The 19,617-nt window shown below is 37.3% G+C and carries 20 protein-coding genes; 7 read left to right on the plus strand and 13 right to left on the minus strand.

Annotated features, from left to right (window positions below):
• Positions 1-14 precede the first annotated feature (14 nt).
• Positions 15-1,052: a PTS sugar transporter subunit IIC gene (locus tag M1D73_RS27295; RefSeq protein WP_000996319.1), complete on the plus strand. Its 1,038-nt coding sequence runs from the start codon at positions 15-17 to the stop codon at positions 1,050-1,052.
• A gap of 264 nt (positions 1,053-1,316) precedes the next feature.
• Here M1D73_RS27295 and speB read toward each other — a convergent pair whose 3' ends face one another.
• The 4 genes from speB to M1D73_RS27315 all read right to left on the minus strand — a co-directional run bounded on the left by speB (position 1,317) and on the right by M1D73_RS27315 (position 4,997).
• Positions 1,317-2,189 carry an agmatinase gene (speB, locus tag M1D73_RS27300; RefSeq protein ID WP_001209831.1) on the minus strand — a complete coding sequence of 291 codons (873 nt, stop codon included), beginning with the start codon at positions 2,187-2,189 and terminating at the stop codon, positions 1,317-1,319.
• Positions 2,190-2,406: 217 nt separating this feature from the next.
• Positions 2,407-3,234, minus strand: a complete 828-nt coding sequence (speE, locus tag M1D73_RS27305) for a polyamine aminopropyltransferase (RefSeq protein ID WP_000424696.1) — start codon at positions 3,232-3,234, stop codon at positions 2,407-2,409.
• A 186-nt stretch (positions 3,235-3,420) separates the two neighbouring features.
• Positions 3,421-4,584, minus strand: coding sequence for an MFS transporter (locus M1D73_RS27310; RefSeq protein ID WP_000444228.1), 1,164 nt, complete (start codon positions 4,582-4,584; stop codon positions 3,421-3,423).
• 5 nt (positions 4,585-4,589) lie between these two features.
• A complete protein-coding gene (locus tag M1D73_RS27315) occupies positions 4,590-4,997 on the minus strand; it encodes a MerR family transcriptional regulator (RefSeq protein WP_000276560.1) in 408 nt (135 codons plus the stop codon).
• A 152-nt stretch (positions 4,998-5,149) separates the two neighbouring features.
• Between M1D73_RS27315 and M1D73_RS27320 the strand changes: the two genes are divergently transcribed.
• Both M1D73_RS27320 and M1D73_RS27325 read left to right on the plus strand, forming a co-directional pair.
• Complete coding sequence (locus M1D73_RS27320; protein ID WP_000042779.1) at positions 5,150-5,875, plus strand: glycerophosphodiester phosphodiesterase; 726 nt, start codon at positions 5,150-5,152, stop codon at positions 5,873-5,875.
• Between the two features lie 100 nt (positions 5,876-5,975).
• The gene (locus M1D73_RS27325; protein ID WP_000372958.1) at positions 5,976-8,027 is read left to right on the plus strand and encodes a transglycosylase domain-containing protein; all 2,052 of its coding nucleotides are present in this window, start codon (positions 5,976-5,978) and stop codon (positions 8,025-8,027) included.
• 33 nt (positions 8,028-8,060) lie between these two features.
• Here the strand turns inward: M1D73_RS27325 and M1D73_RS27330 are convergent, their stop codons facing one another.
• The gene (locus M1D73_RS27330) at positions 8,061-8,570 is read right to left on the minus strand and encodes a YwhD family protein (RefSeq protein ID WP_000136678.1); all 510 of its coding nucleotides are present in this window, start codon (positions 8,568-8,570) and stop codon (positions 8,061-8,063) included.
• A gap of 25 nt (positions 8,571-8,595) precedes the next feature.
• On the minus strand, positions 8,596-9,270 hold the full coding sequence (locus M1D73_RS27335) for a site-2 protease family protein (RefSeq protein ID WP_000372445.1): 675 nt from the start codon (positions 9,268-9,270) through the stop codon (positions 8,596-8,598).
• Between the two features lie 112 nt (positions 9,271-9,382).
• Between M1D73_RS27335 and M1D73_RS27340 the strand changes: the two genes are divergently transcribed.
• Complete coding sequence (locus M1D73_RS27340; RefSeq protein ID WP_001147171.1) at positions 9,383-9,568, plus strand: 2-hydroxymuconate tautomerase; 186 nt, start codon at positions 9,383-9,385, stop codon at positions 9,566-9,568.
• A 39-nt stretch (positions 9,569-9,607) separates the two neighbouring features.
• On the opposite strand, the gene M1D73_RS27345 is transcribed toward M1D73_RS27340, so the two are convergent.
• From M1D73_RS27345 to M1D73_RS27370, 6 genes are all read right to left on the minus strand, one after another.
• Positions 9,608-10,912, minus strand: coding sequence for an HD domain-containing protein (locus tag M1D73_RS27345; RefSeq protein WP_000262741.1), 1,305 nt, complete (start codon positions 10,910-10,912; stop codon positions 9,608-9,610).
• A 145-nt stretch (positions 10,913-11,057) separates the two neighbouring features.
• Positions 11,058-11,996, minus strand: coding sequence for an ABC transporter substrate-binding protein (locus M1D73_RS27350; RefSeq protein ID WP_000787724.1), 939 nt, complete (start codon positions 11,994-11,996; stop codon positions 11,058-11,060).
• Between the two features lie 189 nt (positions 11,997-12,185).
• The gene (locus tag M1D73_RS27355) at positions 12,186-12,998 is read right to left on the minus strand and encodes an ABC transporter ATP-binding protein (protein WP_000212068.1); all 813 of its coding nucleotides are present in this window, start codon (positions 12,996-12,998) and stop codon (positions 12,186-12,188) included.
• 15 nt (positions 12,999-13,013) lie between these two features.
• The gene (locus M1D73_RS27360; RefSeq protein ID WP_001260757.1) at positions 13,014-14,030 is read right to left on the minus strand and encodes a FecCD family ABC transporter permease; all 1,017 of its coding nucleotides are present in this window, start codon (positions 14,028-14,030) and stop codon (positions 13,014-13,016) included.
• Positions 14,027-15,082 (minus strand): FecCD family ABC transporter permease, encoded by a 1,056-nt coding sequence (locus M1D73_RS27365; RefSeq protein WP_000388293.1) that lies wholly within the window; start codon positions 15,080-15,082, stop codon positions 14,027-14,029. The genes M1D73_RS27360 and M1D73_RS27365 overlap by 4 nt, the downstream gene beginning before the upstream one ends.
• A 312-nt stretch (positions 15,083-15,394) precedes the next feature.
• Positions 15,395-15,619, minus strand: a complete 225-nt coding sequence (locus M1D73_RS27370) for a YuzB family protein (RefSeq protein WP_000526071.1) — start codon at positions 15,617-15,619, stop codon at positions 15,395-15,397.
• A gap of 284 nt (positions 15,620-15,903) precedes the next feature.
• Here M1D73_RS27370 and M1D73_RS27375 point away from each other — a divergent pair, with 284 nt between their 5' ends.
• Together M1D73_RS27375 and lipL are read left to right on the plus strand one after the other, a co-directional pair.
• Positions 15,904-16,596 carry an RsfA family transcriptional regulator gene (locus M1D73_RS27375; RefSeq protein ID WP_000868358.1) on the plus strand — a complete coding sequence of 231 codons (693 nt, stop codon included), beginning with the start codon at positions 15,904-15,906 and terminating at the stop codon, positions 16,594-16,596.
• Between the two features lie 128 nt (positions 16,597-16,724).
• Positions 16,725-17,570, plus strand: coding sequence for an octanoyl-[GcvH]:protein N-octanoyltransferase (lipL, locus tag M1D73_RS27380; protein WP_000071943.1), 846 nt, complete (start codon positions 16,725-16,727; stop codon positions 17,568-17,570).
• A 48-nt stretch (positions 17,571-17,618) separates the two neighbouring features.
• Here the strand turns inward: lipL and pta are convergent, their stop codons facing one another.
• The gene (gene pta / locus M1D73_RS27385) at positions 17,619-18,590 is read right to left on the minus strand and encodes a phosphate acetyltransferase (protein ID WP_000067215.1); all 972 of its coding nucleotides are present in this window, start codon (positions 18,588-18,590) and stop codon (positions 17,619-17,621) included.
• A gap of 255 nt (positions 18,591-18,845) precedes the next feature.
• Between pta and hemQ the strand changes: the two genes are divergently transcribed.
• Positions 18,846-19,589 (plus strand): hydrogen peroxide-dependent heme synthase, encoded by a 744-nt coding sequence (gene hemQ, locus M1D73_RS27390; protein ID WP_001287595.1) that lies wholly within the window; start codon positions 18,846-18,848, stop codon positions 19,587-19,589.
• Positions 19,590-19,617 lie beyond the last annotated feature (28 nt).

A 19,617-nucleotide genomic window follows, 5' to 3' on the forward strand; every position in this document is an offset into this window, starting at 1 on the left:
GAGACAGTTTTCAAATGGCTATCTTGCAAGGTTTAGCACTATTACTTGTTGTACTTTGTCTATTTACACTTTTCAGTTACCGTGCGCCTTACGGAATGAAGGCGATGGGCGCTTTAGCTAATGCAGCAATTGCAAGTTTTCTTATTGAAGCATTTCACCGTTATATAGGTGGAGAAATGTTTCATAATGACTTTTTACAATCAGTAGGAGAAGCTTCCGGTAGTATGAGCGGTGTCGCAGCAGCGATTTTAGTCGCATTAGCAATCGGTGTTTCCCCCGTATATGCTGTTTTAATTGGTATCGCTACTAGTGGATTTGGTATTTTACCAGGATTTTTCGCTGGATACGTTTGTGCCTTCGTCGTGAAATTTCTCGAAAAGAAATTACCAGCTGGTGTGGAATTTTTAGCAATCCTATTTATCGCTGCACCAATCTCACGCGGAATGGCAATGCTTATGGATCCGCTCGTTAACGCCACACTTGGTAAAATCGGTTCTATGATTTCAGTTGCAACTACAGAAAGTCCTATCATTATGGGTATTATGCTTGGTGGATTAATAACAGTTATTTCTACCTCTCCACTGAGTTCTATGGCACTAACTGCAATGCTTGGATTAACAGGTTTACCAATGGCAATTGGTAGTCTGGCTGTAGCAGCTTCAGCCCCAATGAACTTTATTTTCTTTAAACGCTTAAAAATTTGTTCAAAGAAAGATACAATTGCTGTAGCAATCGAGCCTTTAACACAAGCCGATGTTGTTTCAGCAAATCCGATTCCAATTTATGCGACAAACTTCGTTGGCGGTGCACTTGCTGGTATTATTACCTCTCTGTTCCAGCTCGTTAATAATGCACCAGGAACAGCATCACCAATCCCAGGACTTCTTGTCTTATTCGGATTTAATGACGTTGTAAAAGTAACAATTGCTGCTATATTATGTGGGATCGTTACCACTATTGTCGGATACATCGGATCTATTGTGTTCCGTAAATATCCGATCCGCTCTGCTGATGAAATTCGCGGAGTTACTTCGGAAGAGAAGGTTGCATAAGAAAAAGAGCTATTCCCATCGTTTAGGAATAGCTCTTTTTTGTGTTGCGTAACAGTAAATGAAATTATATCGGCGGTTTTTTTAATATATCGACTTACCGACACATAACGAAAAAATAAGAGCCCTCTAATCATATAGAGGGCTTTTATTTTATCTAGCTGCAGTGGCTAGAATGATCGGTGGCTTCGCTTCTTCCTTCGAGGCAAAAAGCGCCTTTTGCAGGAAAGAACCTTAGCCACCGGGCCTAAACAGTCGGCTTCACTTTTATTTCACCCAACCGAGCAGCATTTCCCGCACGAATTTGCTTGCTGCGACTGGTGTTTGATCACTATGGTCGTAGACTGGAGCTACTTCTACCAAGTCTGCTCCAACTACATTTATATTTGAATTTGCAATTGCTACGATGGAATCTAATAATTCTTTAGATGTGATACCGCCAGCTTCTAACGTTCCTGTTCCTGGAGCGTGAGCTGGGTCTAATACATCAATGTCGATTGTGACATAGACTGGGCGGCCAGCAAGTTTCGGTAATACTTCTTTTAACGGTTCTAATACGTCAAATTTGTATAAGTTCATACCTACTTCTTTCGCCCATTCAAATTCTTCCTTCATTCCAGAACGAATTCCGAAAGAATATACGTTTTCCGGACCAATTAAATCACACACTTTACGAATTGGTGTAGAGTGGGATAAAGGCTCCCCTTCATACGATTCACGTAAATCAGTATGAGCATCCATGTGGATGATTGCTAAATCCGGATATTTTTTTGCCATTGCCTTAAAAATTGGCCAAGACACTAGGTGCTCACCGCCGAGACCTAGTGGAAACTTATCGGCATCTAAAAGTTTTGATACATACTCTTCAATCATGTCTAAGCTGCGTTGTGCGTTTCCGAATGGTAATGGGATATCACCCGCATCAAAATATTTTACCTCTTCTAGTTCACGATCTAAATACGGGCTATATTCTTCAAGACCGATTGATACTTCACGAATACGTGCAGGGCCAAAACGAGATCCCGGACGGTAACTTACTGTCCAATCCATAGGCATCCCATAAATAACTACCTTTGACTCTTCAAAACTTGGATGACTTTTAATAAATACTTTACCTGAATAAGCTTCATCAAAACGCATATTCTTTTCCTCCTTATGTGGAACTTAAGGTATCCCAACCTTTCACTATTTCTCAAATTTGGAGCGAATTGCTCCTCTTTCTCGATTTACCGGGTCTTCTTTTTAACAACAAGAAGACGATTTTCTCTACAGAAGTGTAAGTAGCTAGCATGTTCAAGTCTTCTGGACAAACACCTTAAATGAGCTACTTACACTTTATTTGTTTGATACAATTCTCTTACTTAATTAAATCGCCAACAAATTTCGGTAATGCGAATGCTGCATTGTGTAATTCTTTTGTGTAGTATTTCGTTTCGATTTCGTGGAAACGCTCTTCACTTACTTCTAATGGATCATGTTTTTTAGATCCAATTGTGAACGTCCAAAGACCACTTGGGTAAGTTGGAATGTTTGCTGTGTATAAACGAGTGATTGGGAAGATCTCTTTTACGTCTTTAAACACAGTTGTAATTAACTCTGGTGTGAACCAAGGGTTGTCCGTTTGTGCAACGAAAATACCATCTTCTTTTAACGCTTTTGAAATTCCAGCGTAGAAGCCTTTTGTAAATAGGTTTACTGCTGGTCCTACTGGCTCAGTAGAATCTACCATAATTACATCGTATTCATTTTCGCTTTCTGCGATATGTAGGAAACCGTCTCCTACTTTTACTTCTACACGCTCATTATCTAATGCGCCTGCAATTGATGGTAAGTATTGTTTAGAGTACTCAATTACTTTTCCATCGATTTCAACAAGAGTTGCTTTCTTTACACTTGGGTGTTTTAACACTTCACGAATAACACCACCATCACCGCCACCAACAACTAATACGTTTTCAGGGTTTGGATGTGTAAATAAAGGTACGTGCGCTACCATTTCGTGATAAACGAACTCGTCCTTTTCTGTTGTCATAACCATGCCATCTAAAATAAGCATGTTTCCGAACTCTTCCGTTTCAACCATATCAAGTTTTTGGAATTCTGTTTGCTCCGTATGTAATGTGCGGTTAATACGCGCCGTAATCCCAAAATGTTTTGTTTGTTTTTCAGTGAACCATAGTTCCATCGTACAATCACGCCTTTCAATGCAAATTTATAATAGGGACATCATTAATGTCCCCTAACAAAAATAAAACAAAACATCCAAAATGTATAGTTAAAAGTACAAAAATACCGAAAATATATTTTAGTCAGAGGGTTCTAACATATGTGCGGAAAGGGTTTGCACCGTAAAAGGAAAGAAAACCCTTTCTTAAGAAAGGGCTTTTGTCTCTATTTCTACTGGTTTACGAATTGGAATTAGGATCATAATACAACCAACTAACACCACAATTCCACCTACTAAAAACGGACTTTGTGGTGAAACAGTATGACCGATAATTCCTGATAAAATCGGAGCAATCGCACCACCTAACCAACGAACAAAGTTATAAACACCTGACGTAACAGATCTTTCATAAGGTGAAATATCCATTACATAACTTGTGTATAATGCATTGTTTAAGCCAGACGCCAATCCTGATAAAACGATAAGAGTAATTTGTAACCACATAATTTTCACAAAGAATAGTGCAATTAAGAAAATCGCAAATACGAGTAAACTACCCTTCAATAATGTTTTTGGTTCATATTTCCCTTCTAGCTTATGTGCTAAAATTGCAGAACCGTAAGCTAACGCGAGTCCCCATCCGCAAAATACAAAGCCTAATTGAATAGCTGATAAATGCATAATAAGTGGTGAATATGCTAACACGACAAAAAATCCGTAGTAGTATAGCATCCCTGAAATGGCACCTTGCATAAATGGTTTATACTTCACCAGGTTAAGTAATTCCCCTACGCCAGCAGCCTTACGCTTCACTTTTCGTTCTGGTTCTTTTACAAAAAAGAATACTAAAATAAATGCTAAGAAAATTAAAATACTCGTCGCGAAAAACGGATAACGCCAAGAATGACCACCTAATATCCCGCCTAATAACGGTCCGCCAGCCATACCTAAGCCGATAGCTGCTTCGTATAATCCTACTGCTTCATGAACTTCTTTACTTAATGCAATCAATAAAGTCATCGCCGTCGCGAAGAACATCGCATTCCCTAATCCCCATCCAGCGCGGAAAAGAGATAATTGAGCAATCGTTTGTGACATACCACATATAAACGCAAATACAGTCACAATCGCAAGACCGATTGTCATCATCCGTTTATCACCAAATCTCGATGCAAATATACCAGCTGGTAACATCATAATTGCCATCGTTAAAATATAAGCGGTAAATAACATTTCAACTTGCCAATGCGATGCACCAATTTTCTCTGCAATAATCGGCAAAATTGGGTCGACTACTCCTATACCCGAAAAGGCAAGGAAGGTAGCCACCACTGTAATCAATCTCCCTAGTTTTTGTTTGCTCTCCATTTTGATTACTCTCCTTTTGTGCTCTCTAAAAATGTTACTGCACGATGTAAACTATCTTCTAGTTCTGCCTTTACACGTTGCATTTGCTCCATTTTTTCGTCTAACGTTTGCACTTGTTTTTCAAGCATATCTTTAATTTCTTGAATCACTTCACGATCACGAGGATTTTCGCTATTTCTTCTTTGCTCCATTCTTTCTTTTAGTGATAAGAAATGCTGCATTTCTTGAAGTGTGATTCCTAGCACTTCTTTCGCTTCTACAATTCTTTTAATTCTGGCAATATCCTCATCCGTATACAGACGGATATTTCCCTCACTACGTTCTGGGGGATGAATTAAACCAATTTCCTCATAATAACGAAGTGTACGTTTTGTTAAACCGACTTGCTTTGTTACTTCATCAATTTTATACATGTTTATTCCTCCCTTCACTTGATTATTACATTTTACGTTAACGTTAACTTTTCTGCAACTGTTAGACTTTTGTAAATGTTTGTCATATTCAATTGTATTTTCCCTAAAGCAGTTTCATAATAAAAGAAAAGAGATAATAAGGAGAATTTCACATGAGTAAACCACTTATTTTCGCTCACCGCGGAGTAAAAGGAACACATCCCGAAAATACGATGATTGCCTTCCAAGAAGCAGAACGCATTGGTGCTCACGGAATTGAACTCGATGTCCACTTATCAAAAGATGGTGAACTTGTCGTAATTCACGATGAAACCGTCGATCGTACAACAAATGGCGTTGGACTTGTTTCTGAAAAAACGGTAGAGGAACTACAATTATTGGACGCTGGTAGCTATAAAGACCCTTCTTTCCATGAAGCAAAAATCCCAACGTTGCGTGAGGTTTTCATTTGGCTTTCCACAACGAACTTACAACTAAATATTGAATTAAAGACTGATGTTATTCATTACCCAAATATTGAGGAAAAAGCTGTTGCACTTGTGCGTGAATATCATCTTTCTAATCAAATTGTATTTTCATCATTTAACCATGACTCTGTTTCATTATTAGCAGAAATTGCTCCTGAAATCCCAAGAGCAATTTTATATGATACACCACTTACTGATCCAATTTCCGAAGCAAAACATAGAGAAGCAAGTGGATTACATCCAAACTTCCAGTTATTAACGAAAGAATTTGTGCAGTTAGCACAAGAGCAAGGATATGTTTTCCGTCCATATACAATTAACGAATACAAAGATTTACAAACTATGATTGATTATGGTGTAGATGTCATCATTACCGATTGGCCAGCACGTGCCTTTGAGCTCCTTTCTTAATGGAAGGAGCTTTTTATTTTCGAAATTTCATTGTTTAAAATAAACGAAAACCCTCAATACTAATACAATAACGCTTGTATTAATGAGGGGCTGAAAAAAGATGGATCAAACTATGAATCCAAAACTTAAAAAATATAAACGTCTTTTCTTCACCGCAATGTTTTCGTGCGTCCTTTTCTTCGTTTTTTCTTTTTTTGTTATTATTATAGTTGCAAAAATTATGGGACCTCCTCCTGTTGCGGTCCCGCAAACAAGCGTCTTTTACGCAAACGATGATACTGTTATTGGACAAAGTAACGAAATTCAAAAACGTTACAATGTCTCTCTTAATGAAATTTCACCTTATGTAAAAGAAGCGACCCTTTCTATTGAAGATCAAAGATTTTATAAACATCACGGCTTCGATGTGAAACGGATTGCAGGTGCAATTGTTGCTGATTTAAAAGCGATGGCAAAGGTACAAGGAGCTAGTACAATTACACAACAATACGCGCGTAATCTGTATTTAGATCATGATAAAACGTGGAAACGAAAATTATTAGAGGCAATGTACACTATCCGCCTTGAAGTAAACTATAATAAAAATCATATTTTAGAAGGATATTTAAATACAATTTATTACGGACATGGCGCTTATGGCATCGAAGCTGCGTCCCGTCTATATTTCGATAAAACGGCAAAAGAGTTAACATTAGCAGAAGCTAGTATGCTGGCAGGTATCCCGAAAGGGCCAAGTGTCTATTCTCCCTTTTTGAAAGAGGATCGCGCTAAAGGACGACAAGCTCTCATATTAGATGAAATGGTGAAGCAAGGATATATTACGAAGCAACAAGCAACCTTAGCGAAGAAAGAGACACTAACTTTTGCCTCATTAGATACGAAAAAAGTAGCAGAGGTCGCACCATATTTCCAAGATGCTGTACAAGCTTCGCTTCTTCGTGATGTTGGATTAGACGAACAAGCTTTACAACGAGGTGGCTTACGAATTTATACAACGCTAGACCCTAAACTACAAGCTGTAGCAGAACAAGCTGTAAAAGATCATATACCTGACACAACAAACATACAAACTGCTCTCGTCTCTATGAATCCAACGACAGGTGAAGTGGCTGCTCTTGTTGGTGGAACTGATTATAATATGAGTCAATTTAACAGGGCTACACAAGCCGTTCGTCAGCCTGGTTCTACATTTAAGCCATTTCTATATTATGCGGCATTAGAACGAGGATTCACGCCTGCTACGCGCTTAAAAAGCGAATATACTGTATTCACCCTAGGTGACGGCGTTTCAAAGTATAAACCGAAGAACTATAAAGATTATTATGCAGATGATTTCGTAACGATGGCACAAGCTCTCGCAGTCTCTGATAACATTTATGCTGTGAAAACGAATTTGTTTTTAGGAGATGACACGCTAGCAAAAACAGCGAAACAATTTGGAATTAAAAGTGCATTAAAAGATGTGCCTTCTCTAGCTCTCGGTACATCACCAGTAAAACCAATTGAAATGGTTAACGCTTATAGCATGTTCGCAAACGGTGGAAAAGAAGTAAAACCTACTTTCATTCGCCGCATTATGGATCATGAAGGAAATATATTATACGATGCTCATTTAGAGAGTAAACAAGTTCTCGACAAGAGCAAAGCGTTTGTAATGGAAGAAATGATGACTGGTATGTTTAATAAGAAACTAAGCAGTTATGCTGCTGTAACTGGCCAATCGATGTTATCAAAATTATCAAGAACATATGCCGGCAAATCTGGTTCTACTGAAACGGATAGTTGGATGATCGGATTTACTCCGCAAATCGTAACAGGTGTATGGGTCGGATATGATCAACCTAAATCTATTTCAAACGTAGCAGAACAGGGGTATGCGAAGAAAATATGGACTGATACGATGGAGAAGGGCTTAGATGGACAGCCTAAAAAAGAATTTAAACAACCAAGTGACGTCGTAGCGGTTAATATCAATCCAGAGAACGGTAAAATTGCTACAAAAAATTGTCCTATTTCTGTGAAAATGTATTTCGCTAAAGGTACCGAACCGACTGAATATTGTATGGATCACGTCGATGATAAAGAAGAATTTGAAAAAACAACTGAAGAAAAGAAAAAAACAAGTTGGTGGAAAAAATATCTTCCTTGGTAAAAAAATAGCTGACGGGCATCCGTCAGCTATTTTTTATTCACTTAATAATGCACGGCGCAATTCTTCACTAGATTCGTTCCAAATCGCTTCATTATGTTCTTTCAAGAACGTACCAAGTACCTTTTTAGATGATTCATCCATATGGTCAACCATAATGTGACGCTTCAATGATTTATCCATTTTATTTACGTGTTCTGGAAGTGATTTATATCCGCGGCGAATCTCACGGTCAACTGTCATTTCACAAGCTGTTACACCTGCGTAATACGCACCTGTCGCAGTTCTTTCAATTGTTACCCAAACAAGCCAAAATGGTTTTCCATTTGGAACTTCATCTTTATTTGTTAAAAACTTAATACCTTTTTCTACTGTACTACGCGCATGCATCGCACCGATATCAACGAATGCAGTCTTCTCTAGTACATCAACAAATACGGGTGAAATGTTTTCTAAGCTTAATGCTCCAACACCAAATCCACCATGTCCATCTGTTGAATCATTTTTCACGATATTAAAACCGATTTTTTTCTTTTTCTCTGTCATATGTAAAATCCTCCTCACTTAAAAATTATAAAAGGCCAAAAATAGGCGCAATGATGCTGTCTAAAAATACAAATACATGCGGAATAACTACCTGGAAAATAGGTTGAATTGTGTAATTACTAAGCGGTGTAATAACGAGAATTAATAACGCAATTGCCCCGTATTTTTCATACTGTGTCATTTTCGCGCGAATATTTGCTGGCGCTAAATCTTCCACAACTCGATATCCATCAAGTGGCGGGATCGGTAATAAGTTAAATACAAGTAAAACGATATTCAGCATAATAAAAATCTGGAAAAATTGAGCTAACGTATCTGCCACTGCAGATGGAATTGAGTATAATACACCAAATTTTAATAAGCTATACCAAATAATTAAACCAATTGCACTTAAAATTAAGTTACTAATCGGCCCTGCAATTGACACTAATATACCTGCCAGACGCGGTCTTTTAAAGTTATATGGATTAACAGGAACTGGTCTTGCCCAACCGAATCCAAGAATTAATACTGCAATCAAACCGATAGGGTCTAAATGGGCCATCGGTGATAACGTTAAACGCCCTTGTCTCTTTGCTGTATCGTCCCCAAATTTATATGCAACATATGCATGTGCAAATTCATGAACGGATAGTGCAATAATAATTGCCATTGCTACTAACGGAATTTCGTGCAATGGATATCTAAATAACTGATCCATACTTCATCTCCTCTTCCATATGTCAAAAAAAGAAATTATTTGTTTTTTCGATTGTTCTTCCCCATAATCCGCTATAATAAGAGTGTAACTTACATAAAAGGAGCGATTGTACATGCCATACGTAACAGTGAAAATGCTAGAAGGACGCACAGAAGAACAAAAGAAAGCTCTTGCTGAGAAAGTAACAGCAGCAGTAAGCGAAACAACTGGTGCTCCTGAAGAAAACATCGTTGTTTTCATCGAAGAAATGTCTAAAAACCATTATGCAGTTGGCGGAAAACGCTTAAGCGACAAATAATTTCAAGTTTTTTCATAAGAAGCAGCCATTAGCTGCTTCTTATTTCTTTCCTTCTAACAACTCAATAATTCTCTCTTTATATTTTCCTTTTCTTCCATCTTCATAGATTAAATCATGTGGATAGAATAGCTTTTGATCCGTTCTTTTCTTACCTGTAATCGCCTCAACAATATCCGACTCACGTGAAAGCTCTCTAAGCTCTCCGTTTGGCATAAGAAGTAGGATTGGTAGACGCTCTTCTTCTTCTCCTGCACGATAAAAGTCATACGGTAAGTCTGATGTTGAATCAACTACTAAATAATACTCCGGATCAAGTCCAATCTTTTTAAATAAACTACTTAATTCCATCCAATTATCTAAACCGTGTTTATCTGTAAACTCTACATATTTAAATAGATTTCGATTCATAAAACGGCGGCATAAATCGCTTAAAATTGGATCTTCTTCTTCCTGCCATACTTGGAAGTAGTAATACATAACGTTCTCGTCTAACTTTAAATAATCCTCTACTGTTACTTCTTCTTCAAATAAAGAATAGAAATGAACAGGATGATTTTTGAATGTATAATACTTCTCGTGCAGTGATTTCGCACGGTGTAAAATCTTCGTTAAAATAACTTCTGCACTTCGCGTTACTGGGTGGAAATATACTTGCCAATACATTTGATAACGACTCATAATGTAATGCTCAACAGCATGCATACCACTATTTTTAATGACTACTTGATCCCCATACGGGCGCATTACACGCAGTATACGTTCCATATCGAAGTTTCCGTACTTTACGCCTGTAAAATAAGCATCTCTTAATAAATAATCCATACGATCCGCATCAATTTGGCTCGAAATCATACTAATTGCTAATTTATTAGTAGACGTTTTTGCAATTACATCTGCTACCTTTTGTGGAAACTCCTTATCAACACGACTTAATACATCATTAATCTCCGTATTGCCAACAATAATCTTTTGCGTAAATTTCTCATGATCTAATGAAAATACTTTTTCAAACGAGTGAGAAAATGGGCCGTGACCGACATCATGAAGTAATGCCGCACATAAACATAACAATCTATCTTCAGCATTCCAATTTGGTCTGCCATCAAACACATCATCAATCATACGACGAATAATTTCGTATACACCTAACGAATGAGTAAAGCGACTATGCTCTGCACCGTGAAATGTAAAAAATGTCGTTCCAAGCTGCTTAATACGGCGCAAGCGTTGAAATTCTTTCGTTCCGATTAAATCCCAAATAACACGATCACGCACGTGCACATATTTATGTACTGGGTCTTTAAACACTTTTGTTTCGCTGAGTTTGTCGTTTAAATATACCACTTTCCGACATCCCCCTTTCTTTACTACATTCTTACTTTATATTATAAACGAAATGAGAAACAGAAAGAAATGAAAGACTGTATTAATTCCCTTTATAAAAAGAAAAAATCACCTTTACCGAAGTAAAAGTGATTTCCTTTATACATTATTTACCTAAAACGAATTCAGCAACTTCGTCTAAGATCATATCTTTCCCTAATGGGAAGTAACCTTTGTTTAAGTCTTCATTTTTAATTGTGAATACGTGGTTGTTTTTAACAGCGTTCATGTTTTTCCAAATTGATTCTTCTTGGAATTCTTTCAAGCGCTGAGAACCGTCACCAGTTGTAAATACGAATAAGTAATCTGGGTTGTAATCGATTAAAGCTTCTTTTTGTACTTGTACTAGTGGTTTATCAGTTGGTGTACCTTTAACTGCTGGTAGTTTTAAGTCATTAAAGATTACGCTACCGTAACCGTAGTCACCGTATACGCGGAAAGCATTTGGATATGCAGCCATTTTCATAAATGTTGCTTCACCAGTTTTAGCGACGATTTTGTCATGTAATTTGCTTGCTTTTTCATCATACTTTTTGAACCATTCTTTTGTTTCTTTTTCTTTACCGAAGATTTGACCTACTTCTTCAAATTTTGGACGCCATTGATCTAATGGAGTGTTTAACATAACTGTTGGTGCAATTTTAGATAATTGATCATAAATCTTTTCTTGACGATTATTTACAAGAATTAAATCTGGTTTTGCAGCAGCTACTGCTTCGATGTTAATTTTATCGCCCCAAGCAGAACCAACTGGTTTAACGTCTTTTAGTTTCTTTTCAATATGTGCATCAATTTTTTCTTGAGATGTATTAGCAGTAATAACCGGTTTCATACCGAAAATTAATAATTCTTCTGTTGAACCACTAAGGTCAGCAATTTTCTTTGGGTTTGCAGGAATTTTAATTTCCCCTTTTGCATGTTTTACAGTGCGCTCTTCAGTCTTTGCATCTGCTTTCTTTTCTTCTTCTTTGTTAGAACAAGCTGCAAATAGTACAGAAGTCACAACTAGTACCATTGCTAATAGTGCCATTTTAAAATTCTTCATGTTCCCACTCCTTCTAGCTGTATTTATCTTATAAGTTACAACGAACTATAAGAAACAAAGATAACAATTAATTAATATATATTTATTAATTGTTGTTAATAACCCATTCTAACGGGCGTTCAACTTCCCATTCTTATATAAGAAGCTCAACGTCCATTAGAAGTCCCCCTCTTCACGAGGGGGTTCTACTTATGCTTTTTTACGCAATTGATTACTAATCATCGCTAAATCATATGTTAAACAAATTGGCTTACAGTTTACTGGACATGGAACGATTTGAGCTTCAATCTCAAATACGTTACGAAGTGTTTCACTTGTCATAACTTCATCTGGCGTTCCTTGTTTCATTAACTTACCTGCTTTTAATGCAATCATATGATCGGAGAAACGAGAAGCGTGATTTAAGTCATGGATAACCATAACAATCGTTCTACCTTCTTCTTCATTTAACTTTTTCAATAAGTTTAATACTTCTAATTGATGAGCCATATCTAAGTACGTCGTTGGTTCATCCAATACAAGTAATTCTGTTCCTTGTGCAAGAGCCATTGCAATCCAAACACGTTGACGTTGACCGCCTGATAGCGCTTCTGCTGGACGATTCGCAAATTCTTTCATTCCTGTCACTTCAAGTGCCCAGTTAATGTAGCGATAATCCTCTTCTTTCAACGTGCCAAACCCTTTTTGATGAGGGAATCTTCCATATGACACAAGCTCAAATACAGTAAGACCCGTTGGCACTTCTGCAGTTTGTGGTAAAATCGCCATTTTCTTTGCAATTTCTTTCGTTGGCTGTTTCTCAATTGCTTTTCCGTCAAGATAAACAGTACCTTGCTTTGCCTTCAAAATACGAGACGCCGTTTTTAATAATGTGGACTTCCCACAACCATTTGGTCCAATAATTGTTGTAATTTTCCCTTCCGGAATTTCAACTGTTAATCCATCAATAATTAAACCTTCATTATAGCCAACCGATACCGCATCCACCGCTAAAGTTGCCATACGAAAAGCCTCCCTTTATTTTGTCCTCATAAGTAAATAAATAAAATACGGTGCACCAATTACAGAAATAACAAGACCGACTGGTATTTCTGAAGTTGTTAGTACACTTCTTGAAATTACGTCTGCGAATAAAAGTAAAAACGTTCCTATTAGCGCAGCTGTGGGCAACATAATTTGATGTTTACCACCAACAAGGCGCCTTGCTAAATGCGGGGCCATTAAACCGATAAAGCCAATTCCGCCGGCAACAGCAACAGATGCCCCTGCTAAACAAACTGCAATAAATAATAATTTACGTCTTTCTTTTTCTACGTTTACACCAAGGCCAACTGCTGTAGAATCGCCTAGGTTCATTACATTTAATATGTGTGCTTTACTTATAGCAAGCGGTAAGAAAATAACCATCCATGGAAGTACACTTAATACGAATTTCCAATCTGTACCCCATAGACTTCCCGCCAGCCAAATCGTAGCAAAACGAAAATCGTTAGATGTCATCTTCATAGAGAAAATTAAACTAACAGCTCCAAATCCAGCTGCAACGGCAATACCGACTAGTATTAATCGAGTCGATGAAACGCCGTCTTTCCATGCTAGTAAATAAATAATTACCGCTGCTAATATCGCTCCAACTAGTGCGAAGAATGGGAGAATGAATACAGATAAAAATGTACCAGTCCCTACTTTCCCGAAGAAGAAGTAGACGAATATAACAACTGTTAATCCCGCTCCAGCATTAATACCTATAATACCTGGATCAGCAAGAGGATTTCGTGATAAACCTTGCAAAATCGCGCCTGACATAGCTAAAGCAGATCCGACTAGTATAGCAATTACCATACGCGGCATACGGAATTCAAATAAAATAACAGACTGATCTTCAGCCCCTAGTCCAACCAATGACTTTAATACGTCCATTGGCGGGATTTTAAAAGTTCCTGTATTTAAACTAATAAGAAATATAGAAACGATTAGTCCTACTAAAATCGTTAATATAGAAATGTTCTTTTTTGTTAAGACACTCGTCCTCACATCTTTCCTCTCCCTTCATTACGTGCTAAGTAGAGGAAGAATGGAACCCCAATTAGCGCTGTAATTGCTCCAATTGGCGTTTCAAATGGCGGGTTAATAACGCGAGATAACATATCTGCACATTCAATTAACAGCCCACCTAAGACCGCAGAACATGGAATAACCCATCTATAGTCCGAGCCTACGAGGAAACGAGTCATATGCGGAATTACAAGACCAACAAATCCAACTGATCCTGCCATGGAAACTGCGGAACCCGTTAAAACAAGAACAAGTACTGTTCCGATAAATTTAATCAATGTCGTATTTTGACCAAGTCCAATCGCAATTTCTTCACCGAAGCTCAAAATTGTAATATATCTCGACATCATAATTGCGATAAAAAGACAAATAAGGCCAATTGGCACTAACATATTAATACTTTGCCATTTCACTCCAGCGACTCCGCCTGCATTCCACATACTCACCTCTTGGGCAAGATTGAAATACAATGCGATTCCAGATGAAATTGCCCCTAATAAAGCACTAATAGCTGCACCTGCTAAAGCTAATTTCACAGGTGTTAATCCACCTGGTGAAGAAGATCCAATTCCATATACAATGCTTGCACCAAACGCAGCTCCAATAAAAGATGCGATAACAAACATTAAATAAGGTGAATTAGGGAAAAATGCATACATAATTGCAATTCCAAATACAGCTCCATCTGTAATCCCCATTAACGATGGTGAAGCAAGTGGATTTCGCGTCATACCTTGCATAATTGCTCCTGATACCGCTAAAAAGGCACCTGCAACTACGCCCCCTATTGCTCTAGGCATGCGAAGCTCTTGAATTACGTTATGATGTGTAATAGATCCATCAAACTGAAATACAGCTTGCCATACAGTCTTTAAACTAATATCTGCAGCCCCAAAAGAAATAGAAACTGCCATGCTTAAAGCTAACAAAATTGTACCCGCTACTAAAATAATAGAAGCGATGAGCGGTCTGCTCTTAATCTCTTTAACATTCTCTTCTTGCTGTTCTATACTGCTTGCGCTCGCTTCCATCCCTCAACCATCCTAACCAACAACATATATTTATTGAAATGAAATTTATTCTCAAATAGTAATAAAAAAATTAGGTGAATTGTTATTTCCCTGATAATGATTCTCAGAATCAGACACTTCTATTCTACCTATCGCTTTAAAAGACTGTCAACCATTATTTTGAAATATAAATTTATACAAATTGGTATTTTAATACAAAAGTTATGTTCATCCTTTAGAAAATGTTCGTCCACACAAGAGTACTTTCGCAGAATAAATCATTCCTCTTATGGGCATAAAAAAAGAAGAGTAATCTTTTCACTCTTCTTTTTCTTACTTATTTAACTTTGCTTCAATTTTCACGATTAACTCATCTTCTGTTGGAGCCGCAACTGGACGGTTATTTACAAATGCGAATGATTTTTTACGACCAGGACCACAGTAAGACTGACATCCAACTTCAATCGTTGCACATGAATCTACTTTTTTTAACTTCGGAACTAACGTTTTAATGTTCGTTGCCTGACAGTCATCGCACACGCGAAACTCGTTTCCCATTACATAACACTTCCTCTATTTTAAACTTTTCTCAAGTACATTTAAAAATAAACACTAAATGGTATTTTACCGCTCTTTGAAGCTCGTTGCAAGTTTCCCTACAAAGCCTATTCTCTACATAATGATACATATTTATATGCTCTCCTACAGAAGCGCTCACCATTCATGGGAAAATTTTTACCTTTCATCGAAATCTACCATATTTTTAAAAGCTTTGTATAAAAGTTTATTTTTTTGCCCATTATAAAAATAGGAAGTTCATAAAAAGAAAGGGAGTTGAATCTATGAAAGTAAGACAAGATGCTTGGACAGATGAGGATGATTTATTACTTGCTGAAACGGTACTTCGTCATGTTAGAGAAGGAAGTACGCAATTAAATGCATTTGAGGAAGTAGGGGATCAGTTAAATCGTACATCTGCTGCTTGTGGTTTCCGCTGGAATGCTGTTGTTCGCTATAGCTATGAACAAGCTCTTCAACTAGCAAAAAAACATCGTAAAGATAAAATGCGTGCTGCAAGCGGTGAACAAGCGAAAAAACGTTTACTTTATACACCACCAGCTTCAGATTCGATAACTGATTATGAAGAATTAGTACAAGAAGAATCAATCGTACAATATAAAGAAGCTATTCCATATCAAGAATCTACTGCTCCTGCTGCAAGAAGCTCTATGACAATGCAAGATGTTATTTATTTTTTACAAACAGTCGGATCTTCAAATATAAAAGTGACAGCTCTTGAAAACGAGAATACGAGATTGAAACAAGAAATTAAAGCACAAATCCTTCGGAATGAGGAACTAGAAAAGAAACTAGAAAAATTAGAAAAGCAATCTCATACTGTACAAGAAGATTACGAAACACTTATGAACATTATGAACCGTGCTCGTAAATTGGCAGTCATGGATGACGAAGAACGTTCTCAAACATCTTTCCGAATGGACCGAAACGGTAATTTAGAAAAAATTGCAGAATAAGAAGGATGCATGCAATGCATCCTTTTTATTATTTCACCTTTAATCTCCCCCTTTATATGTGAGAAAACTCCATTCTTCATTTTTTGCTATAATAGAGATTGTCATTTTAAAGATAAGGGGTTAGTTATATGAGCAATTCCCGTTCCATTTTATCTCAGCCAGAGTGGCGCATTGTAGATCAGTCTAGTTTGGGACCAACATTCCATGCACTTCAGTCATTCGCAATGGATGACACATTATGCACAAGCATTGGAAATGGCAAGTCAGCCGCAACAATGCGTTCTTGGGTTCATCACAATACAATTGTCCTTGGCATTCAAGATTCACGCCTTCCGCATTTAGAAGAAGGTATTTCTTTTTTAAAACAACACAACTTCAATGTTATTGTTCGTAATTCTGGCGGGCTTGCAGTCGTGCTTGATGAAGGTGTTTTAAACGTATCACTTTTATTCCAAGAAACAGAAAAAGGTATCGATATTGATCTTGGATACGATACAATGTGGCATTTGATTAAGGAGATGTTAAAGGATTACGACGTTACTATCGAGGCAAAAGAAATTGTTGGCTCTTACTGTCCTGGTAGTTATGACTTAAGTATTCGCGATCAAAAATTCGCTGGTATTTCACAACGTCGTATTCGCGGGGGGGTCGCTGTCCAAATTTATCTCTGTGCTACCGGAAGTGGCTCTGAGCGTGCCGCACTCGTTCGTGATTTCTACAACCTAGCAATTCAAGGAGAAGAAACACGCTTTACGTACCCTGAAATTGTACCAAGTACGATGGCCTCACTCTCAGAATTACTTGGCGAAACCATTACAGTACAAGATTTAATGATGCGTCTTTTAAAAACATTGCAGCAATTCGCTCCAAAGTTAACACCATCTCAATTAACAATAGATGAGATTCCTTTATATGAGACGAATTTACAACGTATTATTGATCGTAATAATAAAGCACTTGGCTTAGAAAAATAAAGACCGTCGCTATTATAGCGACGGTCTTTATTTCAATTCATTATAGAATTAAAGTGCTTGAGCTGCTGTAATTAAAGCTAACTTGTACACTTCTTCTTCGTTACATCCACGAGACAGATCATTTACAGGCATGTTTAAGCCTTGTAAGATTGGTCCTACTGCTTCGAAGTTACCTAAACGTTGAGCGATTTTGTAGCCAATATTACCAGCTTCTAAGCTTGGGAATACGAATACGTTAGCATCACCTTTAATTGTAGAACCTGGAGCTTTTTTCTCAGCTACAGATGGTACGAATGCAGCATCGAATTGGAATTCTCCATCTAAAGTTAACTCAGGAGCCATTTCTTTTGCAATGCGAGTTGCTTCTACAACTTTTTCTGTTTCTGGAGATTTCGCAGAACCTTTTGTAGAGAAGCTTAACATAGCAACGCGTGGATCAATGCCGAATAACTCAGCAGTTTTCGCACTTTCGATACCGATTTCAGCTAAATCTTGGCTGTTTGGTGCAATGTTAATTGCACAATCAGCGAATACATATTTCTCTTCTTCACGTACCATGATGAATACGCCAGAAGTTTTTGTAACGCCTGGTTTTGTTTTAATAATTTGAAGTGCTGGACGAACTGTATCAGCTGTAGAGTGAGCTGCACCACTTACTAAACCGTGTGCTTTGCCCATGTATACAAGCATTGTACCGAAGTAGTTTTCGTCTTTAAGGATTTTGCGAGCGTCTTCTTCAGTTGCTTTACCTTTACGGCGTTCAACGAAAGATGCTACCATTGCATCCATTTCTTCGTATGTAGCTGGGTCGTAAATATCAACGCCTGCTAATGTTAAATTCATGCTAGCAGCTTTTGCGCTAATTTCTTCCTTATTACCAACTAAGATTGGTTTTACTAACTCTTCTTTTGCTAAACGCTCTGCAGCGCCTAAAATTCTTTCATCAGTTCCTTCAGGAAGTACGATAGAAATGCCTTTTCCTTGAACTTTTTCTTTTACTGTTGTAAATAAGTTGCTCACGAATAAACCCTCCTACATATGTTAAAAAAACTCTATCTTTAAGAATACTGCTTTTCTTCTATATTTTAAACTTATAGCTCCCAAAAAATAGATAAAATAAAAATGATTATATTTTCATAAAATTCAGCCGTTAAATTCACCTTGCTTAAACACTTAAATGTGACAATTTTATGCGCCAAGGTTTTATATAGATGATTTTAAAACTATATATGCTATAGTTAACGTGTAAAACTATCATTAACTGAGGTGAATAGAATGAGTGAAGCAACAACAACGTTAGATGGCTGGTATTGTTTACATGATTTACGTTCTATTGATTGGGCTGCATGGAAAACATTATCTAGCGACGAACGCGGACAAGCAGTGTCTGAATTTTTAAATGTCGTTGAAAAATGGAACGAAGTAGCTACTGCGAAAAAAGGTAGTCACGCAATGTATACAGTTGTTGGCCAAAAAGCTGATATTATGCTTATGATTTTACGTCCAACAATGGAAGAGTTAAATGAAATTGAGACAGAATTGAATAAAACAACTTTAGCTGAATATATGGTTCCTGCATATTCTTACGTATCTGTTGTTGAATTAAGCAACTACCTTCCAGCTGATGAGGATCCATACCAAAACCCGCAAATTTTAGCTCGTTTATATCCTGAATTACCGAAAGCAAATCATATTTGCTTCTATCCAATGGATAAGCGTCGCCAAGGTGATGACAACTGGTACATGCTTCCTATGGAAGAACGTAAAAAAATGATGTACAGCCATAGTAAAATTGGTCGTCAATACGCAGGTAAAGTACGCCAAGTGATTTCAGGATCTGTTGGATTCGACGATTTCGAATGGGGCGTAACATTATTCGCTGACGATGTTCTTCAATTTAAGAAACTTATATACGAAATGCGCTTCGATGAAGTAAGTGCTCGTTATGGTGAATTTGGAACATTCTTCGTTGGAAACATTTTACCAGACGAAAAAGTAGAGAAATTTTTACACATATAAATGGTGAAAAGGAACGAAATTCGTTCCT

This window comes from Bacillus sp. PK3-067 (assembly GCF_056738645.1).